We start from the raw sequence: 18,816 nt of genomic DNA, 5'->3' as shown, positions 1-18,816 counted from the left end.
CCCGGCCCGGCAGCGGCCGGTGACGTTCAGCCCCGGCGGACCGTGATGGTCGTCCAGGCGCCGACGTGCACCCGGTCGCCCTCCCGGAGCGGGACGGGGACGTACGGCTGGATCGGCTCCTCGCCGCCGTTGACGGTCGTGCCGTTGGTGGAGTTCTGGTCCACGACGGCCCAGCCGCCGTCCGGCTGCTGCACCAGCATGGCGTGCTGGTGCGAGACGCCCGGGTCCTCCGGCGGGCGTGCCAGGTCGATGTCCGGCGACTCGCCCGTGCTGTGCCGGCGGCGGCCGATGGTGACCTGCCGGCCGGAGAGCGGCAGCTGCTGCTCGGGGGAGTAGGCGGGCAGGTTCAGCCCGGCGGCCTCCGGGCCGCTGCGGCCCATCATCGCCATGAAGTACTCACGGTCCGGCGCGATCACCGCGACCCAGCCGGCGCCGGTCGCCGCCTGGCCGGGAGCGCCGCCCGCGGACCACGGCTGCTCACCGGTGCCGCCTTGCGGGGCGTGCTGGTCGTACTGCTGCGGCGGGGGCGGCGGCTGCTGCTGCGGGAACGGCTGCTGCGGCGGCGGCTGCTGCCCCCACGGGGCGCCCTGGGAGTCGTACGGGCCGGGCGGCGCCGGGGGCGCGGACTGCTCGTACGGCGGGGGCGGCGGGCCGGGCTGCTCGAACCCCTGCGGACCGGCACCCGGCGCGCCGGGCCCCGGAGAACCAGGACCGTGCGGACCGGGCTGCCCGTACGGACCGGGCCGGCCGGGCGGCGCCGGGGGTGCCTGCGGGGCCGCGCCCTGCGGGGCGCCGGGAGGCTGGGGGCCGCCGGGCGGCGGCAGCAGCCAGTCGTCGCCGCCCTGGGACGGGGACGGGGCCTGCGGGGCCTGCGGCTGCGGCGGAGGCGTCGATCCCGCGTCACCGTACGGCGGGGGCGGCGGGCCGGGCTCGCCGAAGGGCGGGCCGGCGGGGCCCGGCTGCTGTCCGGGGCCCAGCGGCTCGGCGGGCCGGTTCATCTGCGAGGGGCGCGAACCCTGGTACTCGTACTGGTCCGGCGGGCCGGGCTGGGCCGGGAAGCCGGGCGGCGGCGCGGACTGCTGCTGCGGCGGCGCCGGGTACGAGGCGGAGGTCGGGGAGTGCGTCAGGAAGTTGTACCGGCACTCCTCGCAGAACGGCGCCATGGCCTCACGCGGCGTACCGCACTGCGGGCACAGCTCGGCCTGGCCGGTGCCGGGCCCGGGGGCCTGGCCCGCGCCGGGCGGGGGGCGGGGGGCGGCGGGTAGCCGTAGCTGCCCTGCTGGGGTGCCGGGGCGCCGGGGAAGCCGGGGGGCGGGGGAGTGGCTTGCGCGACAGTGCCCGCCATGCGGTGGCCGCACACCTCGCACCAGTCTTCGGCCACTGACTGGTGGCCGTTCGGGCAGGTCGGCATGTCGGTATGTCCCCCTCCGTACCGTCTTCCGACGGCGTTACGTCTAACTTGTCACTCGTTTGTCACTTTTTGACGCGAACTGTCTTGGTGGAGCGTGTTTCGAGTGTCATCTCGTCCGCTTCCGCAACCTTCGCCTTCAGCCGCACAGTACCGGTCGCGGCGTCCACGACGTCCACCACCTTCGCAAGCAGTTTCGCAGTGTCCTCGTTCCCCGAAGCGCTCGCCAGCTGTACGGCGCGGCCGAGCCGGGCGGTCGCTCCGTCCATATCTCCGGACTTACGCGCATCGAGCCCCTGCTGGATGACACGGGCCAGTTCCGCCTGCCCCGTGTAGTGCGCCACCTGCGGGTTGATCTGCGTCGATACGGCCATGTCGGTCGTCCACACCGCCCGTACCAGGCCCTGCGCCAGCGTCCGCTGCGCCTCGCCGCCGGGCACAGGGAGCACCAGTGCCACCCGCGCGGCCAGCATCTCCCGGCCGACGCCGGCGTCCGGTACCCGTACGCACACGTGGTAGTCGCGGGACTCGTCACCCCACGAGCCGGTCGGGTAGACGCCGGCCCGCGGCCCGGCGTCGGTGCGCCGCCCGGTCAGGTCCTCGACCGTCGGCGCGACCTGCTTCACGTACTGGATCTCGGCGCCCTGCGGCGTCCACACCCGCAGGCCGACGTCCGCGACCTCCTTGCCCATCGCGGTCTCCATCATCCGCGTGAAGTCCGCCGCGAGCCCGGCCGGGTCGGCGACGATGTCGGCGCTGCCCAGCAGGGCCGAGGAGATGCCGGTGACCTCGGCGACCTTCCAGTCCGTGCCCACCCCGCGCGCGTCGCAGGTGAACCGGCCGGCGCAGGCGTCCAGCGTGGCCCGCAGGTCCTCGGGCGACTCGTGTTCGTTGCGGCCGTCGGTGAGCAGGATGCCGTGCCGGATGGCCGCTTCGGTGGAGTCCAGCAGCCGCCCGGCCAGCCGCAGCCAGGTGCCGATGGCGGTGCCGCCGCCCGCCCGCAGCCGCCGCAGCGCCTCTTTGGCCTGGCCGCGGGTGGCGGGCGAGGCCTGCGCGAGGCGGCCGCCGCCCGGGTACACCTCGGCGGCCTGGTGGGTGCCGGCGACCACCGCGAACGCCACCCCGTCGCGCAGCGTGTCGATCGCCGCGGCGGTCGCCTCGCGGGCGTTGCGCATCTTGGTCGGCGGGTACTCCATCGAGCCGGAGCAGTCGACCATGATGACGACGGCGGCGTCCGGGGCCCGGCCCTGCGCCGGGACGGACGGCTGCCCCGTCGCGTCGGCGAGCGGCCGGCCCCCCGAGGTACCGCCGCCGGTGGCGGTGACGGTGACGATGGCGTTCACCTCGCGGCCGCCCTCGGGGAGGTACTCGTTCTGGTACACCTCCACGGAGAACTGCGGCACCGTGGACTTCGAGAAGTTGGCCATCCGTTCCGCTCCTTGACGCTCCGTCGTGCTCGTCGGCGTGCGGGCGGGCGGAAGTACCCCAGGCCGTCCCCCCGTCGGCACCTCCCCCGGTGCCGGACCGTTCACTGCGCTCTACTGTGCTGCGGCGTTGCCGTGGTGACTCAGGCCGATCCTGCCCCGGTGGCGGGGACCGGGAACGGCACCACGGCCACTGTTACGTTGTCGTGGCCCCCGCTGTCCAGAGCGTGGCGCACCAGTGTTCGGGCGCCGTGCAGCGGGCGTTCACCCGCGTCGGGGGGCAGCACGGCCGCCAGCTCCGCCGCGGCCTCGGAGTAGTTCCACAGGCCGTCGGTGCAGACCACGACGACACCCGGGTGGTCCGGCCGGAAAGCGGCGGTGTGCGGCTGGAGTTCGTACGCGTCGGCGCCCAGCCAGCCGGTGATGGCGTGCGCCCGTTCGTCGGCGTACGCCTCCGCCTCCGTCATCAGGTTGTTCGCCACCATCTGCGCGGCCCAGGAGTCGTCCTCGGTGAGCCGGGCGCCGGGCGCCGTGCGGTCGTCGGGGATCCAGTACGCGCGGCTGTCACCGACCCAGCCGACGGTCAGCACCCCGCCCGCCGCGACGGCCGCGACGAGCGTGCAGGCCGGGGCGTTCTGCCGGCGGTACGGGTCGTGCTGCTGCGGCTGGTCGGGCGCGGCCGCGAGGGCGTCGACGGACTTGGCGGCGGCCAGGATCGCGTCGTGCATGGCCTGCTGGGGATGTGCTTCCCGGGGCAGTGCCGCCAGCAGCGACTCGGCCGCCGTCTCGGCCGCGGCCTGCGACGCCTCGTCGGGCCGGGTCGCGGAGGAGACGCCGTCACAGACCACCGCGACCACGGCCGGGGAGCCGTCGGGCAGCGCGGTGCCGGCGACGGCGAAGAAGTCCTCGTTGCGGTGGTGGCGGTGGCCGCGGTCGCTGACCGCCGCGACCCGCTCCAGCTCCCGTTCGAAGTGGTCGCGCTCGCGGGGCTGGGCGTGGCCGCAGTGCGCGCAGTAGCCGTCCTCGTCGACGGTGCCGGTGCGGCAGGCCACGCAGGTCCGGGCGGCGAAGGTCGCACGGGGGTCGGCGGGCGCCGCGGTACCGGCCGGGGCGGGCACCGCCGGTGCCGGGCCCGCGCCCGGCAGCCGGGTCTCCGGCGCGGGCGGCGGCGCCGCCCGGTACGCCGCTTCGGGGCCCGCGGGCGCCCTGCCCTGAGAGCCCTGAGAGCTCTGAGGGGAGAGCGCGAGCGTCGGGTGTTCCCCGGCCGCGGCGTTCTCACCCGCCGCGGCGGAGAGGTCGGCTCCGCACACGCCGCAGAAGTTGTCCCCCGGCTCCAGCGGCTCGGCGCAGCCCGGGCACCGGGTAGGACCTGTCACTGCCATCTCACACCCACGTCCTGGGGCGGAAGCGGTTGGCCCGCTCCACCAGTTCGATCCTCTCATCACCGCGCTGGGCCAGCCTGGCGAGCAGTCGGCAGGACCGCTCCAGGCCGAAGCGCAGCCCGCGCTCGTCCAGCGCGCAGCCGAGCAGTGCGGGGCGGCCGTCGGCCGGCTGCCCCTTCGTGCCCGGTCCGTCCGGCGCGGGTTCCCCGGCGCGCCCGGACAGTACCCAGTCCAGGGCGCAGCCCAGTACTTCCGTCGTCAGCGTCTCGCGGCGCTGCGCGTCCAGGCCGAAGTCCGCGAGCCGCTCGATCTGCCGGGCCGCGGCCTGGAGGTCGGCCAGCAGCGGTTCGCCGGCCGGGCGCTGCCGGAGCCGGGCCCGTACCGCGGCGATACGGGCCGCGGTGAAGTGGATCGAGGACTCCGGCACGGCCTCCAGCGCCCGCACGGCGCCCGCCCGGTCACCGGCCGCGAGCCGCACCCGGGCCAGCCCGAACGCCGCGCTCACATAGCTGTGGTCGGTCGACCACACCAGGCCGTAGTACTCCGCTGCGTTGTCCAGCTGGCCCAGCACCTCGGCGCAGACGCCCAGCGCGAGCTTGGGCGCGGGCTCGCCCGGGAACGCGTCGTACACCGCGTCGAAGGACAGCGCCGCGGTCTCCTTGTCCCCCTCCGCGAGGGCCACCAGGCCGCGGTTCCAGACCACCCGCCAGTCCGACGCCCAGTCGGCCAGCGGGTCCGTCTCGATCTCCCGCAGCACCCGCCGGGCCTCGGGCCCGTCGCCCATCTCCAGCCGCGCCCGCAGGTCGCGCAGCCGGACCTCCAGGGAGTCGGCGGGCGCGGAGCGGAGCGCGGCGACCAGTTCGGCGGGGGCCGCTGCCAGCAGGCCGGCCAGGAAGCCGGCGTTCGGGTCGCCGGGGTCCACCCGCGGCGCGGGGAGGGCGAGCACGGTGGCCGCCGTGTCCAGGGGGCGCAGCACGGGAGGCGGGCTCCCGTATCCGGGCAGCGGGGAGATCTCGTACGACATCTGCGCCGGGATCGACGGCGTGTCCGGTGCGGCGCCCACGAGCCCCGCCGTCGGACCCCGGCCCGGCAGGGCCGCGGCCGGCTGCTTCCGCCGGCCGCGGCGGCGGAACGGGAGGGTACGCCCGCCCAGCAGCGAGGTGTCCCCGGCCACCGCCGGCATCAGCTCGGTGTCGACCACCCGCAGTTCGGGCCCGAACAGCTGGGACAGCGCGGGCCGCTGCTCACCGGTCTGCAGCGCCACGACCTCGCGCAGTACGCCGGTCAGCTGCTCGGCCATCTCCTCGGCGGAGGCGAACCGGCGCGCCGGGTCGGGGTCGGTGGCCCGGACGAGCAGCCGGTAGAAGGACTCGTACCGGCGGAAGACCTCGATGTGCTCCGGGTCCGGCAGCGAGTCCGCGAAAACGTTCGTGTAGCCCTGGAAGTCGAAGGTGAGGACGGCGAGGGTGCGCGCGACGGTGTAGAGGTCGGAGGCGACGGACGGGCCGACCTCGGCGACCTCGGGCGCCTGGTAGCCGACCGTGCCGTAGATCGCGCTCTCGTGGTCGTCCATCCGCCGGACCGCGCCCATGTCGATCAGCTTGAGCTGGTCGTTCTGCTGGATGGCGTTGTCGACCTTGAAGTCGCAGTAGAGCAGGTTGCGGCTGTGCAGGTGGCCCAGGGCCTCCAGTGCCTCGATGCCGTACGCGCAGGCCTGCTCGACCGGGAGCGGGTCGCGCCGGCCCTGGGGAGTGCGCCGCTCGTTGGCGATCTCCTTGAGGGACTTGCCGCCGACGTACTCCATGACGATGTAGCCGTCGAGGCTGCCGGTCGTCGGGTCGAGGTGCTCGACGAAGTTGTAGATGCGGACGATGTTGGAGTGCTCGATCTCGGCGAGGAAACGGCGCTCGGACACCGCGACGGCGAGCGCCTCCTCGTCGCCGGTGTCCAGCAGGCCCTTGAGCACCACCCACCGGTCGGAGACGGCGCGGTCCACCGCCAGGTAGATCCAGCCCAGCCCGCCGTGCGCGAGGCAGCCGGCGACCTCGTACTGGCCGTGCACCACGTCACCGGCCCGCAGCTTCGGCACGAAGCTGTAGGGGTGGCCGCACTTGGTGCAGAACCCTTCCGTACGGCCGGGCCGCCCGCTGCGGGCCCGGCCCACCGGCGCCCCGCAGTCGCTGCGGCTGCAGAACCGCTTGCGCTCGGGGACCTCGGGGTTCTCCAGCACCACCGTGCGCGGGTCGGGGCGCGGTACGTCCGGCACCGCCACCAGCCCCGCGCCCAGCCGCCCGCGCCCCGCGCCGGAGCCGGAGGCGGAGCCCTGCCCCGAGCTTCCGCTGCGCACGGACACCAGCTGCGTCGACGGCCCGGACAGCGAGCGCGAGAGGCGCCCGGAGACCGAACGCCGGGAGCCGGAGGAGCGCGAGGAGGACGACGTGGAGGCGCTGCCGGAGTTCTGCGCGGAGCCGGAGCCGGCCGAGGAGCGGGCGGCGCCCGCGACGCCGGTGGGCGGCGAGGACACCATGCCGGTCGGCGAGACGACCGGCGCCATGCCGCAGGTGTCGCAGTACAGTTCGCCCTCGCCGACGTCCTCGTAACAGCCGCCGCACTCCGGCCGCTGGCACGCGGCGTTCTCGCTGGTCATGACTCCCCCTCGCGGTCCGTCCGGCCGGCTGCCAGCGCCTCGGCCGCCGCCTGCTGGTAGCGCAGTACGGCCTGTTCGGCGGCGCGCAGGTCGCAGGGCGCGCTCCACAGCATCCGGCGGGCGATGTCGTACCGCTCGATCAGCAGCAGGTCCTCGGCCAGGCCGTGCCGTGCCACCTTCGCCTTGTACGCGTCGAGCCGGCCGCGCAGTTCGGCGCGGACCGCCAGCGGCGCGGTCACCGCGGTCAGCGACTCGCGGGCGCGCAGCAGCTCCTCCTCGGCGCGCTCCTCCAGGCTCTCCAGGAGCGGTGACAGCAGGTGCCACTGGGCGCGTCTGCGGTACTCGGCGGCGGTGGCGAGCTGTTCGTGCAGCGCGGCCGACGGGCCGGAGACGGCCGGCACCTCGGACGCGGCGATCTTCGCCAGCACCTCGCCGCGCGCCTGCCGCGCCTCGGTGAGCGTACGGTCGGCGCGCGAGAGCAGGTCGCGCACCTGCATCAGCCGCCGTTCGGCGTCCTGCCGCACGGCGAGGACCGCCTCTATCTCGCGCCGTACGTCCTCCAGGGCGCGTGCCGCGCGGTCGTACCGGCCGGTGTCGGGATGCCCGCCGCCGGGCGCGGCGCTGGCGTCGGTGGCGGGCACCCAGAAGGCGAGCGGGTCGGTGAGCACCTCGGCGCGCAGCCGGCCGAGTTCGTCGGTGATGTCCTCCAGGTCGTCGCCGGAGGGGTGCTCGCCGGGGCGTACGCCGACGGAGTGCGCGAGGGAGCGGGTGCGCCGCAGTTCGGCGGCGAGCAGGTCGATGCGGGCGGGCAGTGCGGTCCATACGGAGTCCGCGCTGACGATGACGTCCAGGGCGCGGGCGTACAGCCCGTTCATCCGGTCGACCAGCGCTTCGAGGCTGAGCCGTTCGCTGAGTCTGCCGGGGGTGCCGGCGGCCGAGCCGCCGGAGACGGTGACACCGGCGCCGCGCAGCATCTCGGTGAGGGTGGTCAGGTCGTCGGGGGACAGCCAGCGGCGGCGGGCGCGCAGCTCGCGGGCGGCTTCCAGCGCGGCGGTGTACGCCTCGAAGTGCGCCCACAGCACGGTGATCTGCCGCTCGGCCGTCGCCCAGCGGTCCTTGGTGACGCCGGTCAGTTCGGCGCCCTCCAGGAGGCGGCGGCCCGCGTGGTCCTGCAGCGCGAGCAGCGAGCTCTCGATCGCTTCGTGCTCGGCGCCGAGCCTGCCGAGGGCGCGGTCCACCTCGTCGCGGCTCATGGCCGGGGCGGGCCCTGGGACCCCCATCGATCACCTCTCCAGAGTGCGTGCGGTGCGCTGCGGACGGCCGGGAGCGGGCGCCCGGCCGGGCCGGTCAGTCGCTGTACTGCGGGGTCGGCGGGCCGGGGACGCCCGGCAGGTCGGCCTTGAGCCACTTCTTGTACGCGGTCGTCCAGGGGCTGTCGGCGCCGCCTTCGCGGTACTCCTCCAGCACCTTGTTCACCCGCCGCACCAGGTCCTCGTCCTCCTTGTTCATCGCCACGCCGTACAGGTCGGTGCTGAACGGCTCGCCCTTGAGCTCGACGGTCGGGTCCTGCGCGGCCTGCCCGGCGGCCAGCGCGCTGTCCGTCACGACGGCGTCGGCCTCGCCCAGCTGGAGCCGTACCAGGCAGTCGAGCTGGTTCGGCACGGTCATGACCGTCGCGCCGTGGTCCTCACCGTCCAGTTCCTGCTCGCCCGTTGATCCCTTCGCCGTGCAGATCTTCTTTCCCCGCAGCGAGTCGTCGAACGCGTCGATCGACGACCTCTTGGGCGCGAGCACCTGCTGGCCCGCCGTGAAGTAGGCGGTGGAGAAGGCGACCTGCCGCTTGCGCTCGCAGTTGATCGTCATGGTGCGGACGACCATGTCCACCTTGCGCTGCCGTACGGCAGCGATGCGCTGGTTGGTGGGGATGGCGCGGTACACGATGTGCGGGTCCGGCCCGAGGATGTCCTCGGCGATGGCCTTCACCAGGTCGATGTCGAAGCCGACGAGGTTCCTGGGGTTGTCCCGGTCGCGGTAGCCCCAGCGGTAGCTGTTCTGGTCGACGCCGACGACCAGGACGCCCGCCTTCTTGATCCGCTTCACCGCGTCGCCGTCCTTCGAGGAGGGGCGCAGGCTCTCCGCCTCGTTCTCCTTCGTGCAGCCCGTGGCGGCGGGCTCGGCCGCCGCGGTACGGGGCGGCGCCGGCACGTGCGGCGCGGACGGCACGGCGGGCCCGCCGCTGAGCACCGGCACCAGCACCGCGGCGGCCGCCGCCATCACGCCCATGCCGGCGGCCACCGGAGCCAGCGCCGACCGGAGATCCGCCATTCGCGCGCGCATGAGCGCCCCCGCCCTCGTCACCGGTACTCCGACAGCCTGCGGCCGATGCCCAGCACGGCGCCGGCGGCGGCCAGCACGGCCAGTACGGCGGCGCCCCCGGCCAGTCCGGCCAGCGCGCGCCGGCCGTCGCGCGCCGCGTCCCGGAACTCGGTCTGCTCGTGCCGCAGTGCCTTCTTCAGCGCCGCGTCCACCTTGTCGAAGGACTCCTTCGTGGGCCGGTCCGTGCCGATCACCTTCGACAGCGCGCCCTCGTAGTCGCCGCGGTCGTCGTCCGCGCGGGCCGCGCCGTGCCGGGACTGCCACTCCCGTACGTTCTTCAGCGCCTCCCGCACCGGCGCGCGGCCCGCCTCGTCGTCCGCCAGGGCCAGCGCCTCCCGCAGCTTGCCGCCGGCCGGCGCGTCGGCGCCCTTCCCGGCGCCCGCCAGGGTCCGCATGCCCGCTGCGTACTCGACCTCGTAGTAGTCCCGCTGGCCGGTGGTGGTCCTGCCGCCGCGCGCCACCAGCGTCAGGTTCTCGTCGCCGCGCGCCTGGAGCGTCGCGATGCGCGCCTCGTTCAGCACCTGAATCGACCTGGCGCCGTGCTCGATGGAGTCGTCGAGGCCCGCGCGGGCCAGGGCGTGCCCGGCCAGCGTCCACAGCAGCATGACCGTGGAAGCGGCCGTGGCGATCAGCAGGCCGTGGTTGAACACCCGGTTCGTCCGCAGGTAGTTGCGGCGCTGCGCCCAGCCGAGCGCGCCGATGGCCAGCACCCCGGAGGCCAGGGCGGCCCAGGGCCAGGCGGTGGCGTCGGCGTGGTCGGCGTCGAGCCGGCCGGTCTCGGTGGCGTAGAGCCGGTGGGCCGCCGGCAGCAGCGTGCCGCGCATCTGGCTGTTGGCGTACTGGAGGTAGGCGCCGCCCACCGGCAGGCCCTGGCGGTTGTACATCCGCGCCGTCTCCACCAGGCCCGTGTACCGCGGCAGGGCGTCGTTCAGCCGCTCGATCTCCGCGCGGGCCGTCGCCGAGCCCTGGGAGTTGGCGGAGGCCCGGACCAGCAGCTTCGCGGCGGTGGCGATGTCGTCGGCGTAGCGCTTGCGGGACGCCGCGCTCTCCCGGTCGCCCGCCAGGAAGCCGCCGGCCGCCGTGGTGTCGGCGTCCGCCAGCGAACCGTAGATGCCGGCCGCGTCCCGGCTCAGCGGCTGGCTGCTCTCCATGACGTCGCGGGCCGCGGCCGAACGATCCGTCACCTGCCACGCGGTGAGCGCGCCGAACAGGACGACCAGCGCGGCCAGTACGGCACCGATGATGCGGAGCCGGCCCGGCTCGGTGGTCGCGGCGGCGCGCAGCCGGCGCAGCCCTTCGACCCATACGGCGCGCTCGCCGGACGGCGTCGGGGGCGCCGCGGGCGGCGTGGCGGCGGTGTCCGGCTCCGGGGCCGGCGGGGGCGCGGGCGGTGCCGCGCTGCCGGTCGGCGGGTATGACACGGAACCTCCCCCTCGGTCGCTTGCCGTGCTCCCGCGGCCCGCGTCACGGACAGGGGTGCACGGCCAGCAGTATGGCCGCAGGGGCCGGTCACCACACCGGTATTGCCTGGATCTTGTTCGGATCGCGATCTCGTCCGGGCCCGGCGGCCCGGCCCCGTACCTCCGGCCCCCGTTGCCTCTTCCGGTGCACCTCTTGACGCGTGCGCACGGCGTTCGGTTCCCGCCATGGGCAGCCGCCGGCGCCGGTCCTGACTAGAGTTGCCTGACGTCAGGTGACCTGTGGAACGGCGGGCGGCCGGCGGCGGACGGCGCCGGGGCACGAGGCCGGCGGAGGGAGGGACGGCGTGCGGACGGTGCGCAGGGTGTCGCTGGTGGAGACCGCGACCGACGAGATCCGGGAGCAGATCCTTACGGGGATCTGGCCGGTGGGCAGCCGCATTCCGCCCGAAAGTGCGCTGTCCGAAACGCTCCAGGTGAGCCGGGCCTCCGTACGGGAGGCGATCCGCGCCCTGGTGCACGCGGGGCTGCTGGAGACGCGGCAGGGCGACGGCACGTTCGTCGTCTCCGACGACGACAGCGCGGTGGCGCTCCGCCGCCGTCTGGAGCGCGCCGAGCTGACGCACGTCACGCAGGTCCGCCAGGGGCTGGACGTGATCGCGGCGCGGCAGGCGGCGCGACACCGCACGGACGCCCAGCTCGCCGCGATCGAGGCCGCGCTGGCCCGGCGCCGGGCGGCGCTCGCGGCCCACGAGGACGAGGCGTTCACCGCCGCCGACGCCGACTTCCACGTCCTGGTCGCCGAGGCGAGCGCCAATCCCGTGCTGGCCGACATCTACCGCTCGCTGAGCACGGCCCTGCGTGCGGAGCTGCGCCGCGCCGCCTGCCTGGACACCGCGACGGCGGCCCCCACCGACCCGCACCACCTCCTCGTGGAGGCGATCCGGGAGCGGGACCAGGCAGCCGCGGTGGACGCCGCCGTGAAGCTCCTCGCCGGGCACGTACGGGACCTGGCACTGCCGCTGGACGACTAGGGCCTCTTTCGGATCATGCCGGGCTCGCGGGCCCTGGCACCGCACCTCGCCGCGTTGTCGCCGGTTGCCATGGCTCCGCCATGACGCCCGCCGCCGCCTTGCGATGCACGGCCCCGGACCCCGCTCCCTGATCCGGCCTGGTCCGAACGAACGACCCTAGGGCCCGGCCGTCGCGTAGTGCGCGCGGAGCCGGGCGTACGCGGATGCCGGTGCGCCCGTGGTGTCCAGTGCCAGCAGGGCGGCGCCCAGGACCGGGGGAGCGGTGACCACCTCCGGCACGGCCTTCGGGGCGCGTTCGGCGAGCAGCGCGACCACCGCCTCGTGCAGGACCGGGTGGCGGGCCGCCAGCACCCCGCCGCCGAGCACCACCGGCACCGGCTCGGCGAGCAGGTCCAGGCGGCGCAGCGCGACCGTGGCCATGAGGACGATCTCCTCGGCCTGCCGCGCGACGACCGCGCGGGCCACCTCGTCCCCCTCGGCGGCCACCGCGAACAGCACCGGCACCAGCTCATGGCGGCGCACGGCAGGCACGTCCCCCAGATGCAGCGCCTCGATGAGCTGCGGCATCGCCGGCAGCCCGAAGTGGGCGGGCAGCCGCTCCGCGAGGGCGCTCGGCGCGCCCCGTCCGTCGTCGGCCCGCGCCGCCCACCACAGCGCCTCCTCGGCGAGGTGCCCGCCGCCGCCCCAGTCGCCGGAGATGCGCCCGATGGCGGGGAAGCGCGCGGTACGGCCGTCAGGGCCGAGACCCGAGCAGTTGATCCCGGCCCCGCAGACCACCGCGACGCCGGTGTGCGGGCCGCCGTCCGGGAGCCCGGCCCGCAGCAGCGCGAAGGTGTCGTTGGCGACGGTCACCGTGTCCGACCGGCCGCGCGCCGTCAGCAGCTCGGTCAGCCGCTCCTCCTCGACCGGCAGGTCGGCGTTGGCCAGACAGGCGGACAGGTGCCCGACCCGGCCGGTGCCCGCGCGCCGCAGCGCCTCGTCGACGAGCGCGGCGAGCCCCGCCACGGCCCGCGCTGCGCCCACCGCGGGCGGCTGGAACCCGCCGCCGCGTACGGCGCTCAGCACGCCGCCGTCGGCGCCGACCACCGCCACGTCGGTCTTGCTGTTCCCGGCGTCGACCGCCAGCACGGCGGGCCGCCCGGCCCCGTTCCCGCTCAGGCCCACGCCAGGTGCTCCCGGTTGTGGGCGAGCAGCTCGTCGGTGAGCCGCTCCGCGTACTCGATCTGGCCGATGAGCGGGTGCGCGAGCAGCGCGTCGAAGACCCGGTCCCGGCCGCCCTTCAGGGCCGCTTCCAGTGCCAGGTGCTCGTACGCCGTGACGTGCGCGACCAGTCCTGCGTACAGCGGCTCCAGCGGGCGTACCGGTACCGGCACCGCGCCCCGGGCGCCCACCGTGGCCGGCACCTCGATCACCGCGTCGTCCGGCAGGAACGGCAGCGTCCCGTTGTTCAGCGCGTTCACCACCTGTACGTCGCCGGTGTCACGGAGCAACGAGGAGGTGAGCGCGACGGCCGCCTCCGAGTAGTAGGCGCCGCCCCGCTTGCCCAGCAGCTCCGGCTTCTCGTCCAGCGCCGGGTCGCCGTACATCCGCAGCAGTTCCTTCTCCATGGCCGCGACCTCGGCGGCCCGCGACGGCTTCGTGCGCAGCTCCCGTACGACCTCGTCGTGCTGGTAGTAGTAGCGCAGGTAGTACGAGGGGACCGTGCCCAGCCGCTCGACCAGCGCGCGCGGCATGTGCAGATCGGCGGCGATCGCGTCGCCGTGCTCGGCGATCAGCTTCGGCAGTACGTCCTCGCCGCCGACGCGGACAGCGCGCTCCCAGGTGAGGTGGTTCAGCCCGACGTGTTCGAGCTGGACGTCCTCCGGCGCCACGTCCAGCAGCCGGGCGAACTTCCGCTGGAAGCCGATCGCCACGTTGCACAGCCCGACGGCCTTGTGCCCGGCGGTGAGCAGCGCCCGCGTCACGATGCCGACCGGGTTGGTGAAGTCCACGATCCAGGCGTCCGGGTTCCGCCGCCGTACCCGCTCCGCGATGTCCAGCACCACCGGCACCGTACGCAGCGCCTTGGCGAGCCCGCCCGCTCCGGTGGTCTCCTGGCCCACGCAGCCGCACTCCAGCGGCCACGTCTCGTCCTGGTTGCGGGCCGCCTGCCCGCCGATGCGCAGCTGGAGCAGGACCGCGTCGGCACCGTCCACCCCGGCGTCCAGATCGTCCGTCCAGCTGATCCGGCCCGGGTGGCCCTGCCGGGCGAAGATCCGCCGGGCCAGCCCGCCCACCAGCTCCAGCCGGTCAGCGGCCGGATCGATCAGGACCAGCTCGGCCACCGGCAGCACGTCCCGCAACCGCGCGAAACCGTCGATGAGTTCGGGGGTGTAGGTCGACCCGCCGCCGACCACCGCAAGCTTGATACCTGTCATGAGTGCTTCAGCCCTTGACCCCTGTGAGAGTGACGCCTTCGACGAAGGCCTTCTGTGCGAAGAGGAAAACGACGATCACCGGAGCCATGACCAGCAGCGTCGCCGCCATGGTGAGGTTCCAGTCGACCATGTGCGCGCTCTTGAACGTCTCCAGTCCGTAGGACAGCGTCCAGGCGCCCGGGTTCTGCGCGGCGTAGATCTGTGGCCCGAAGTAGTCGTTCCAGCAGTAGAAGAACTGGAAGAGGGCGACCGCGGCGATCCCCGGCTTCGCCATCGGCACGACGATCCGCAGCAGCGTCCGCAGTTCGCCGCAGCCGTCCACCCGCGCCGACTCCAGGTACTCCTTCGGGATCGTCAGCAGGAACTGCCGCAGCAGGAAGATGGAGTACGCGTCCCCGAACGCCATCGGGATGATCAGCGGCCACAGTGAGCCGGACAGCTGGAACTGCTGGGCCCACACCAGGTACATCGGGACCACGACGACCTGCGGCGGCAGCATCATCGTCGAGATCACCAGCAGCATCGCGGTACGCCGCCCCCGGAAGCGGAACTTGGCCAGCGCGTACGCGACCGGCACGGACGAGCACACCGTGAGGACCGTGCCCAGCACCGCGTACGTCAGCGAGTTGCGCCACCAGTCCAGGAAGCCGGGGGTGCGGAAGACCTGCGCGTAGTTCTCCCAGTGCCAGGCGCGCGGCCACAGCTCCCCGCTCATCGCCTGCCCGTCGCTCATCACCGAGGTCAGGAAGACGAAGACGAAAGGCAGGACGAAGAAGAGTGCCGCGGCGACCGCGAGGGAGTGCATCGCTATCCAGTGCAGCACCCGTTTGCGCCGTACCGCCCGGACGGCCGGGCCGCCGCCGCTCCCGGTACGGACGTCCGCCGCCGCTCTCAGGGTCGTGGTGGTCATCGGTCAGTCCTCCGCCGAGAGCAGGCCGGTGCGCTTACGCATCAGCAACGTGGTGACGGCCATCGCGATCGCGAAGAGCACGAGCGAGAGCACGCACGCGGCACCGGTGTTGAAGTTCTGGAAGCCGAGCGAGTAGACGAGCTGCGGCACCGTGAGCGTGGAATGGTCCGGATAGCCGGGCTGGATGACGGTCCCGGGACCGACGGAGACACCCGAGGCGAGCTTCCCCGCGACCAGCGCCTGCGTGTAGTACTGCATCGTCTGCACGACCCCGGTCACCACCGCGAACATCACGATCGGGGTGATCGACGGCCAGGTGACGTACCGGAACCGCGCCCACGCACCGGCCCCGTCCAGCTCCGCCGCCTCGTACTGCTCCTTCGGCACGTCCAGCAGCGCGGCCATGAAGATGACCATCAGGTCGCCGATGCCCCACAGGGACAGCATCACCAGCGACGGCTTGGCCCACGCCGGATCGTTGAACCAGGTCGGCGGCGAGTCGATGCCGACCGCCGACAGGATCTCGTTGACGGGCCCGCTGCCGGGGCTGAGCAGGAAGACGAAGGCGACGGTCGCGGCGACCGGCGGGGCCAGGTACGGCACGTAGAACGCCGTACGGAACAGCCCGGCACCGGTCTTGACCTTCGTGACCAGCAGGCCGATGCCCAGCCCGAAGACCACCCGCAGCGCGACCATGACGACGACGAGCCACAGCGTGTTCCACAGCGCGGGCCCGAAGAGCGGCATCTGCGTCAGCACGTACGTCCAGTTCCGCAGCCCGACGAAAGTCGGCTCCTTGATCTGGTTGTAGTGCATGAAGGAGAAATAGCCGGTCGCGATCAGCGGATACGCGAAGAAGACCGAGAAGCCGACCAGCCACGGCGAGAGGAATCCGAGCGTACGGAGCCGGGCACGGCGGTGCTTGCGCCGGAGTGCGGGCGCGTGGGAGAGAGCCATGGGATACGTCCTCAGCTCCTGGACTGGAGGGTGTCGGCGTCTATCTGGGCATCGAGTTCGCGCAGTCCGGCATGCAGGTCGGGCACTTTCCCCGCCTCCACCTTGTAGGCGAAGTCCCGCAGCGAGACCACGTACTGCCCGCCGTTCGTGGACGGCGGCAGCGCCGTGCTGTACGGATGACGCGCGATGTCGAGGAACGTACGGAACGACCTGTCGGCGTCCAGCGCGGGCGATTCCAGCGCGGCCTTCGTCGACGGCACGTTGTGAATGGCATTGGCGAACCGCACCACCTGCTTCGTGTCCGCGGTCAGGAATCTCACCAGCTCCCACGCCGCGTTCTGGTGCCGGCTGCTGTGCGCGATCCCCGCGACCGTCCCGGTCAGAAAGCCGCGGCCGTACGTCTCGGGCCGGTCGTCCGGCACCGGCAGCGGCGCGGTGCCCCACCGGAACTCCGCCTTGGCCTCGTCCAGCATCAGCCCCCGCCACTCACCGTCCAGGTGCATCGCGACCTTCCCGGTGAGAAAGGCGTTCTGGGACGACATCTCGTCGCCGAACGTCGTACGGAACTTCTCCAGCGCGGCGTAACCACCCTGCGCCTTCATCAGTTCACCGGTCGTCCGGAAGAATTCCGGTACCGTCTTCTCCTTCGCCAGCCGGGAATTGCCCTCGCCGTCGAAGTACGTCGGCCCCCACTGCGCGAGGAGCCGGTCCGGACTGTTCTGGTACATCCGGAAGTTGGGCATGAACCCGACCCGTTCGAGCCCGCCGCGCCCGTTCTTCTCCGTCAGCTTCTTCGCGTCCCGTACCAGCTCCGACATGGTCCGCGGCGGCCGCGAAATACCGGCCTCCGCGAACGCGTCCTTGTTGTAGTACATCCCGTACGCGTCGGCGAGCAGCGGCAGCGCACACTGCTTCCCCTCGTAACTGCTGTATTCGAGGAGCGTCTCGGGAAAGACCTTGTGCTTGTCCAGCCCGCTCTTCTCCATGAACGGATCGAGGTCCGCCCACATCCCCGAATCGCAGTACTGCCCCACATTGTTGGTCGTGAAGGACGACACCACGTCCGGGGCGCCCTCACCCCCGGCCCGCAGCGCCTGATTGGTGGTCTCGTCGGAGACGTTCCCGGTCGCCACGACATGGATGTTGGGGTGCAGCTCCTCGAAGCGGCGGATCGACTCGTCGATCGCCTTCACCTCGCCCGGCGCCGACCAGCCGTGCCAGAACTTCAGCGTGACCGGCTTCGTCGGGTCGTCCCGGTTGCTGCCGGTACCGGGGTTGGCGCAGCCGGCGGCCAGCAGCAGCGCGAGGGCCGCCGCGGTGCCGCGCACGGCGCGGCTTGGTGTGATCATGACAGGCCCTTCTCTGGGTGGGGGTGGGGGACGGTACTCAGGCCGTGTGGGCGGAGCCGCCGCGTACGACGTCCGCTCAGGCCGTGTCGAAAACGGCGTCCCGCGCCTGCACGAGGGCCGTCCGCAGCGCGCCCGTCAGGATCGGGTCGCCCTCGATGTCGCTGATCCGCAGCTGCGGACGGGGGAGCGCCAGCCCGGTCAGCTCCTCCTCGACCCGTACCCGCAGCCGCTCACCGCCCGCCTGCGCGACGACGCCGGACAGCACCACCAGCTCGGGATCGACCACCGCGACGACCGCCGCGAGCCCGGTCGCCAGCCGGCGCGCCACCTCGTCCACGACGCCCTGGTCCGCGAGCGCCTCGGTGACACCGGCCGGGTCCAGCCCCCGGTCACGGGCGATCCCGAGGACCGCGGGCTGCCCCACCAGACTCTGGAAACCGCCGCCCGCGTCCGGCGCGGCCGCCGCGTCCGGGCCGCCACGCGCCAGGGGAGCGCCGGGCAGCGGCATGTACCCGATCTCCCCGGCCCCGCCGGTCGCCCCGCGCAGCAGCGTGCCCCCGAGGACGATCGCGGCGCCGACCCCCTCGTCGACCCACACCAGCACGAAGTCGTCGTGGTCCTGCGCCGACCCGTCGTGCTGCTCGGCCAGCGCCGCGAGATTCACATCGTTCTCGATCACGACCGGGGCGCCCAGCGCGTCCCCCAACTCGCCGAGCAGCGCCCGCGAGTGCCAGCCGGGCAGATGCGGCGCGTACCGCAGCTCACCGGTACGCGGGTCGAGCGCGCCCGGCGTCCCGATGACGACCCGGTGCAGCGCGCCCCGGTCCAGCCCCCCTTCTCCAGCGCCCCGTCCACGGCGGCCGTGACCAGTCGGGCGGTGGCGCCGTCGCCCCCGTGGCCCTCGTCGCCACCGTCGTCCACCGCGCCCGCGGCGACCCGCTGTTCCCCCACGGTGCGCCCGGCGATGTCCGCGACGACGGCGGTCACCCCGGCCGGATCGACCGACAGCGCGGCGACGTACGCCGCCGCCGGATTCACCTCGTACAGCTGCGCGCTGGGTCCCGGCCGACCGGTCACGTTCCCCGTCGTCCGCACCAGCCCGGCCGCCGCCAGCCGCCCCAGCAGCTGCGAGGCGGTGGGCTTGGACAGCCCGGTCAGCTCGCCGATCTGCGTACGCGTCAACGGCCCGTGCGACACGAGCAGTTCCAGCGCGGCCCGGTCGTTCATCGCCCGCAACACCCGGGGAGTCCCCGGCGTCCCGCCCGTTGCGCTCATCCCGCTCACCACCGCCGATCCGCCCGCAAGCTGATCTGTTAGGAAACTTTCCAATCAACTCCCAGGAAGGTAAGTCCCCCTCCTTGAACCGTCAATGGTTCGCACCTGACTCGGACCCGACGCGTACCTGACGCGCACCTGACTCACCTGAGAAGTTCCGCCCACACAGCCTTGCCGGGCCCGCGGCGCGGGGCGGAACCCCGCGCGGTGCGCGCGCAT

12 protein-coding genes and 2 pseudogenes are annotated in these 18,816 nt (G+C 73.7%); 1 reads left to right on the top strand and 13 read right to left on the bottom strand.

The features are described 5' to 3' along the window. Positions 1 to 26: 26 nt before the first annotated feature. From AAC944_RS13795 to AAC944_RS13765, 7 genes and pseudogenes are all read right to left on the bottom strand, one after another. Positions 27 to 1,411: pseudogene (locus AAC944_RS13795) on the bottom strand (FHA domain-containing protein). A 62-nt stretch (positions 1,412 to 1,473) separates the two neighbouring features. Beyond that, positions 1,474 to 2,835: a vWA domain-containing protein gene (locus AAC944_RS13790; RefSeq protein WP_030614968.1), complete on the bottom strand. Its 1,362-nt coding sequence runs from the start codon at positions 2,833 to 2,835 to the stop codon at positions 1,474 to 1,476. Positions 2,836 to 2,975: 140 nt separating this feature from the next. Beyond that, positions 2,976 to 4,214, bottom strand: coding sequence for a PP2C family protein-serine/threonine phosphatase (locus AAC944_RS13785; RefSeq protein ID WP_030614965.1), 1,239 nt, complete (start codon positions 4,212 to 4,214; stop codon positions 2,976 to 2,978). Position 4,215: 1 nt separating this feature from the next. After that, positions 4,216 to 6,861 carry a serine/threonine-protein kinase gene (locus tag AAC944_RS13780; RefSeq protein ID WP_030614962.1) on the bottom strand — a complete coding sequence of 882 codons (2,646 nt, stop codon included), beginning with the start codon at positions 6,859 to 6,861 and terminating at the stop codon, positions 4,216 to 4,218. Next, positions 6,858 to 8,141 carry a hypothetical protein gene (locus tag AAC944_RS13775; protein ID WP_078888569.1) on the bottom strand — a complete coding sequence of 428 codons (1,284 nt, stop codon included), beginning with the start codon at positions 8,139 to 8,141 and terminating at the stop codon, positions 6,858 to 6,860. Before AAC944_RS13775 ends, AAC944_RS13780 begins: the two co-directional genes overlap by 4 nt. Positions 8,142 to 8,208: 67 nt before the next feature. Continuing rightward, a complete protein-coding gene (locus tag AAC944_RS13770) occupies positions 8,209 to 9,186 on the bottom strand; it encodes a glutamate ABC transporter substrate-binding protein (RefSeq protein WP_368397181.1) in 978 nt (325 codons plus the stop codon). 29 nt (positions 9,187 to 9,215) lie between these two features. After that, positions 9,216 to 10,658 carry a GlnX family signal transduction membrane protein gene (locus AAC944_RS13765; protein ID WP_030614951.1) on the bottom strand — a complete coding sequence of 481 codons (1,443 nt, stop codon included), beginning with the start codon at positions 10,656 to 10,658 and terminating at the stop codon, positions 9,216 to 9,218. A gap of 344 nt (positions 10,659 to 11,002) precedes the next feature. On the opposite strand from AAC944_RS13765, the gene AAC944_RS13760 reads away from it, so the two are divergent. Beyond that, complete coding sequence (locus AAC944_RS13760) at positions 11,003 to 11,689, top strand: FadR/GntR family transcriptional regulator (RefSeq protein ID WP_030614948.1); 687 nt, start codon at positions 11,003 to 11,005, stop codon at positions 11,687 to 11,689. Between the two features lie 156 nt (positions 11,690 to 11,845). Here the strand turns inward: AAC944_RS13760 and AAC944_RS13755 are convergent, their stop codons facing one another. From AAC944_RS13755 to AAC944_RS13730, 6 genes and pseudogenes are all read right to left on the bottom strand, one after another. After that, entirely contained in the window at positions 11,846 to 12,853 is a 1,008-nt protein-coding gene (locus tag AAC944_RS13755; RefSeq protein ID WP_368397180.1) for an N-acetylglucosamine kinase, read from the bottom strand. After that, entirely contained in the window at positions 12,844 to 14,097 is a 1,254-nt protein-coding gene (locus tag AAC944_RS13750) for a 6-phospho-beta-glucosidase (protein ID WP_037772243.1), read from the bottom strand. Before AAC944_RS13750 ends, AAC944_RS13755 begins: the two co-directional genes overlap by 10 nt. Before the next feature lie 16 nt (positions 14,098 to 14,113). Next, positions 14,114 to 15,016: a carbohydrate ABC transporter permease gene (locus AAC944_RS13745; protein WP_030614942.1), complete on the bottom strand. Its 903-nt coding sequence runs from the start codon at positions 15,014 to 15,016 to the stop codon at positions 14,114 to 14,116. Between the two features lie 3 nt (positions 15,017 to 15,019). Beyond that, on the bottom strand, positions 15,020 to 15,973 hold the full coding sequence (locus AAC944_RS13740) for a carbohydrate ABC transporter permease (protein ID WP_030614940.1): 954 nt from the start codon (positions 15,971 to 15,973) through the stop codon (positions 15,020 to 15,022). Positions 15,974 to 15,984: 11 nt separating this feature from the next. After that, positions 15,985 to 17,322, bottom strand: coding sequence for an ABC transporter substrate-binding protein (locus tag AAC944_RS13735; protein ID WP_051871764.1), 1,338 nt, complete (start codon positions 17,320 to 17,322; stop codon positions 15,985 to 15,987). A 76-nt stretch (positions 17,323 to 17,398) separates the two neighbouring features. Then, positions 17,399 to 18,597, bottom strand: a pseudogene (locus AAC944_RS13730) (ROK family transcriptional regulator). Between the last annotated feature and the right edge of the window lie 219 nt (positions 18,598 to 18,816).

Source organism: Streptomyces sclerotialus (assembly GCF_040907265.1).
Taxonomy (GTDB): domain Bacteria; phylum Actinomycetota; class Actinomycetes; order Streptomycetales; family Streptomycetaceae; genus Streptomyces; species Streptomyces sclerotialus.
Note: the sequence above shows the minus strand (reverse complement) of the source record. Positions and strands in the feature narration are given on the sequence as shown.

Excerpts from the sequence above, each read along its gene's own strand:
- AAC944_RS13740 (WP_030614940.1), bottom strand. The coding sequence starts at position 15,973 with ATGGCTCTCTCCCACGCGCCCGCACTCCGGCGCAAGCACCGCCGTGCC.
- AAC944_RS13775 (WP_078888569.1), bottom strand. The coding sequence starts at position 8,141 with ATGGGGGTCCCAGGGCCCGCCCCGGCCATGAGCCGCGACGAGGTGGAC.
- AAC944_RS13790 (WP_030614968.1), bottom strand. The coding sequence starts at position 2,835 with ATGGCCAACTTCTCGAAGTCCACGGTGCCGCAGTTCTCCGTGGAGGTG.
- AAC944_RS13785 (WP_030614965.1), bottom strand. The coding sequence starts at position 4,214 with ATGGCAGTGACAGGTCCTACCCGGTGCCCGGGCTGCGCCGAGCCGCTG.
- AAC944_RS13735 (WP_051871764.1), bottom strand. The coding sequence starts at position 17,322 with ATGATCACACCAAGCCGCGCCGTGCGCGGCACCGCGGCGGCCCTCGCG.
- AAC944_RS13780 (WP_030614962.1), bottom strand. The coding sequence starts at position 6,861 with ATGACCAGCGAGAACGCCGCGTGCCAGCGGCCGGAGTGCGGCGGCTGT.
- AAC944_RS13745 (WP_030614942.1), bottom strand. The coding sequence starts at position 15,016 with ATGACCACCACGACCCTGAGAGCGGCGGCGGACGTCCGTACCGGGAGC.
- AAC944_RS13770 (WP_368397181.1), bottom strand. The coding sequence starts at position 9,186 with ATGGCGGATCTCCGGTCGGCGCTGGCTCCGGTGGCCGCCGGCATGGGC.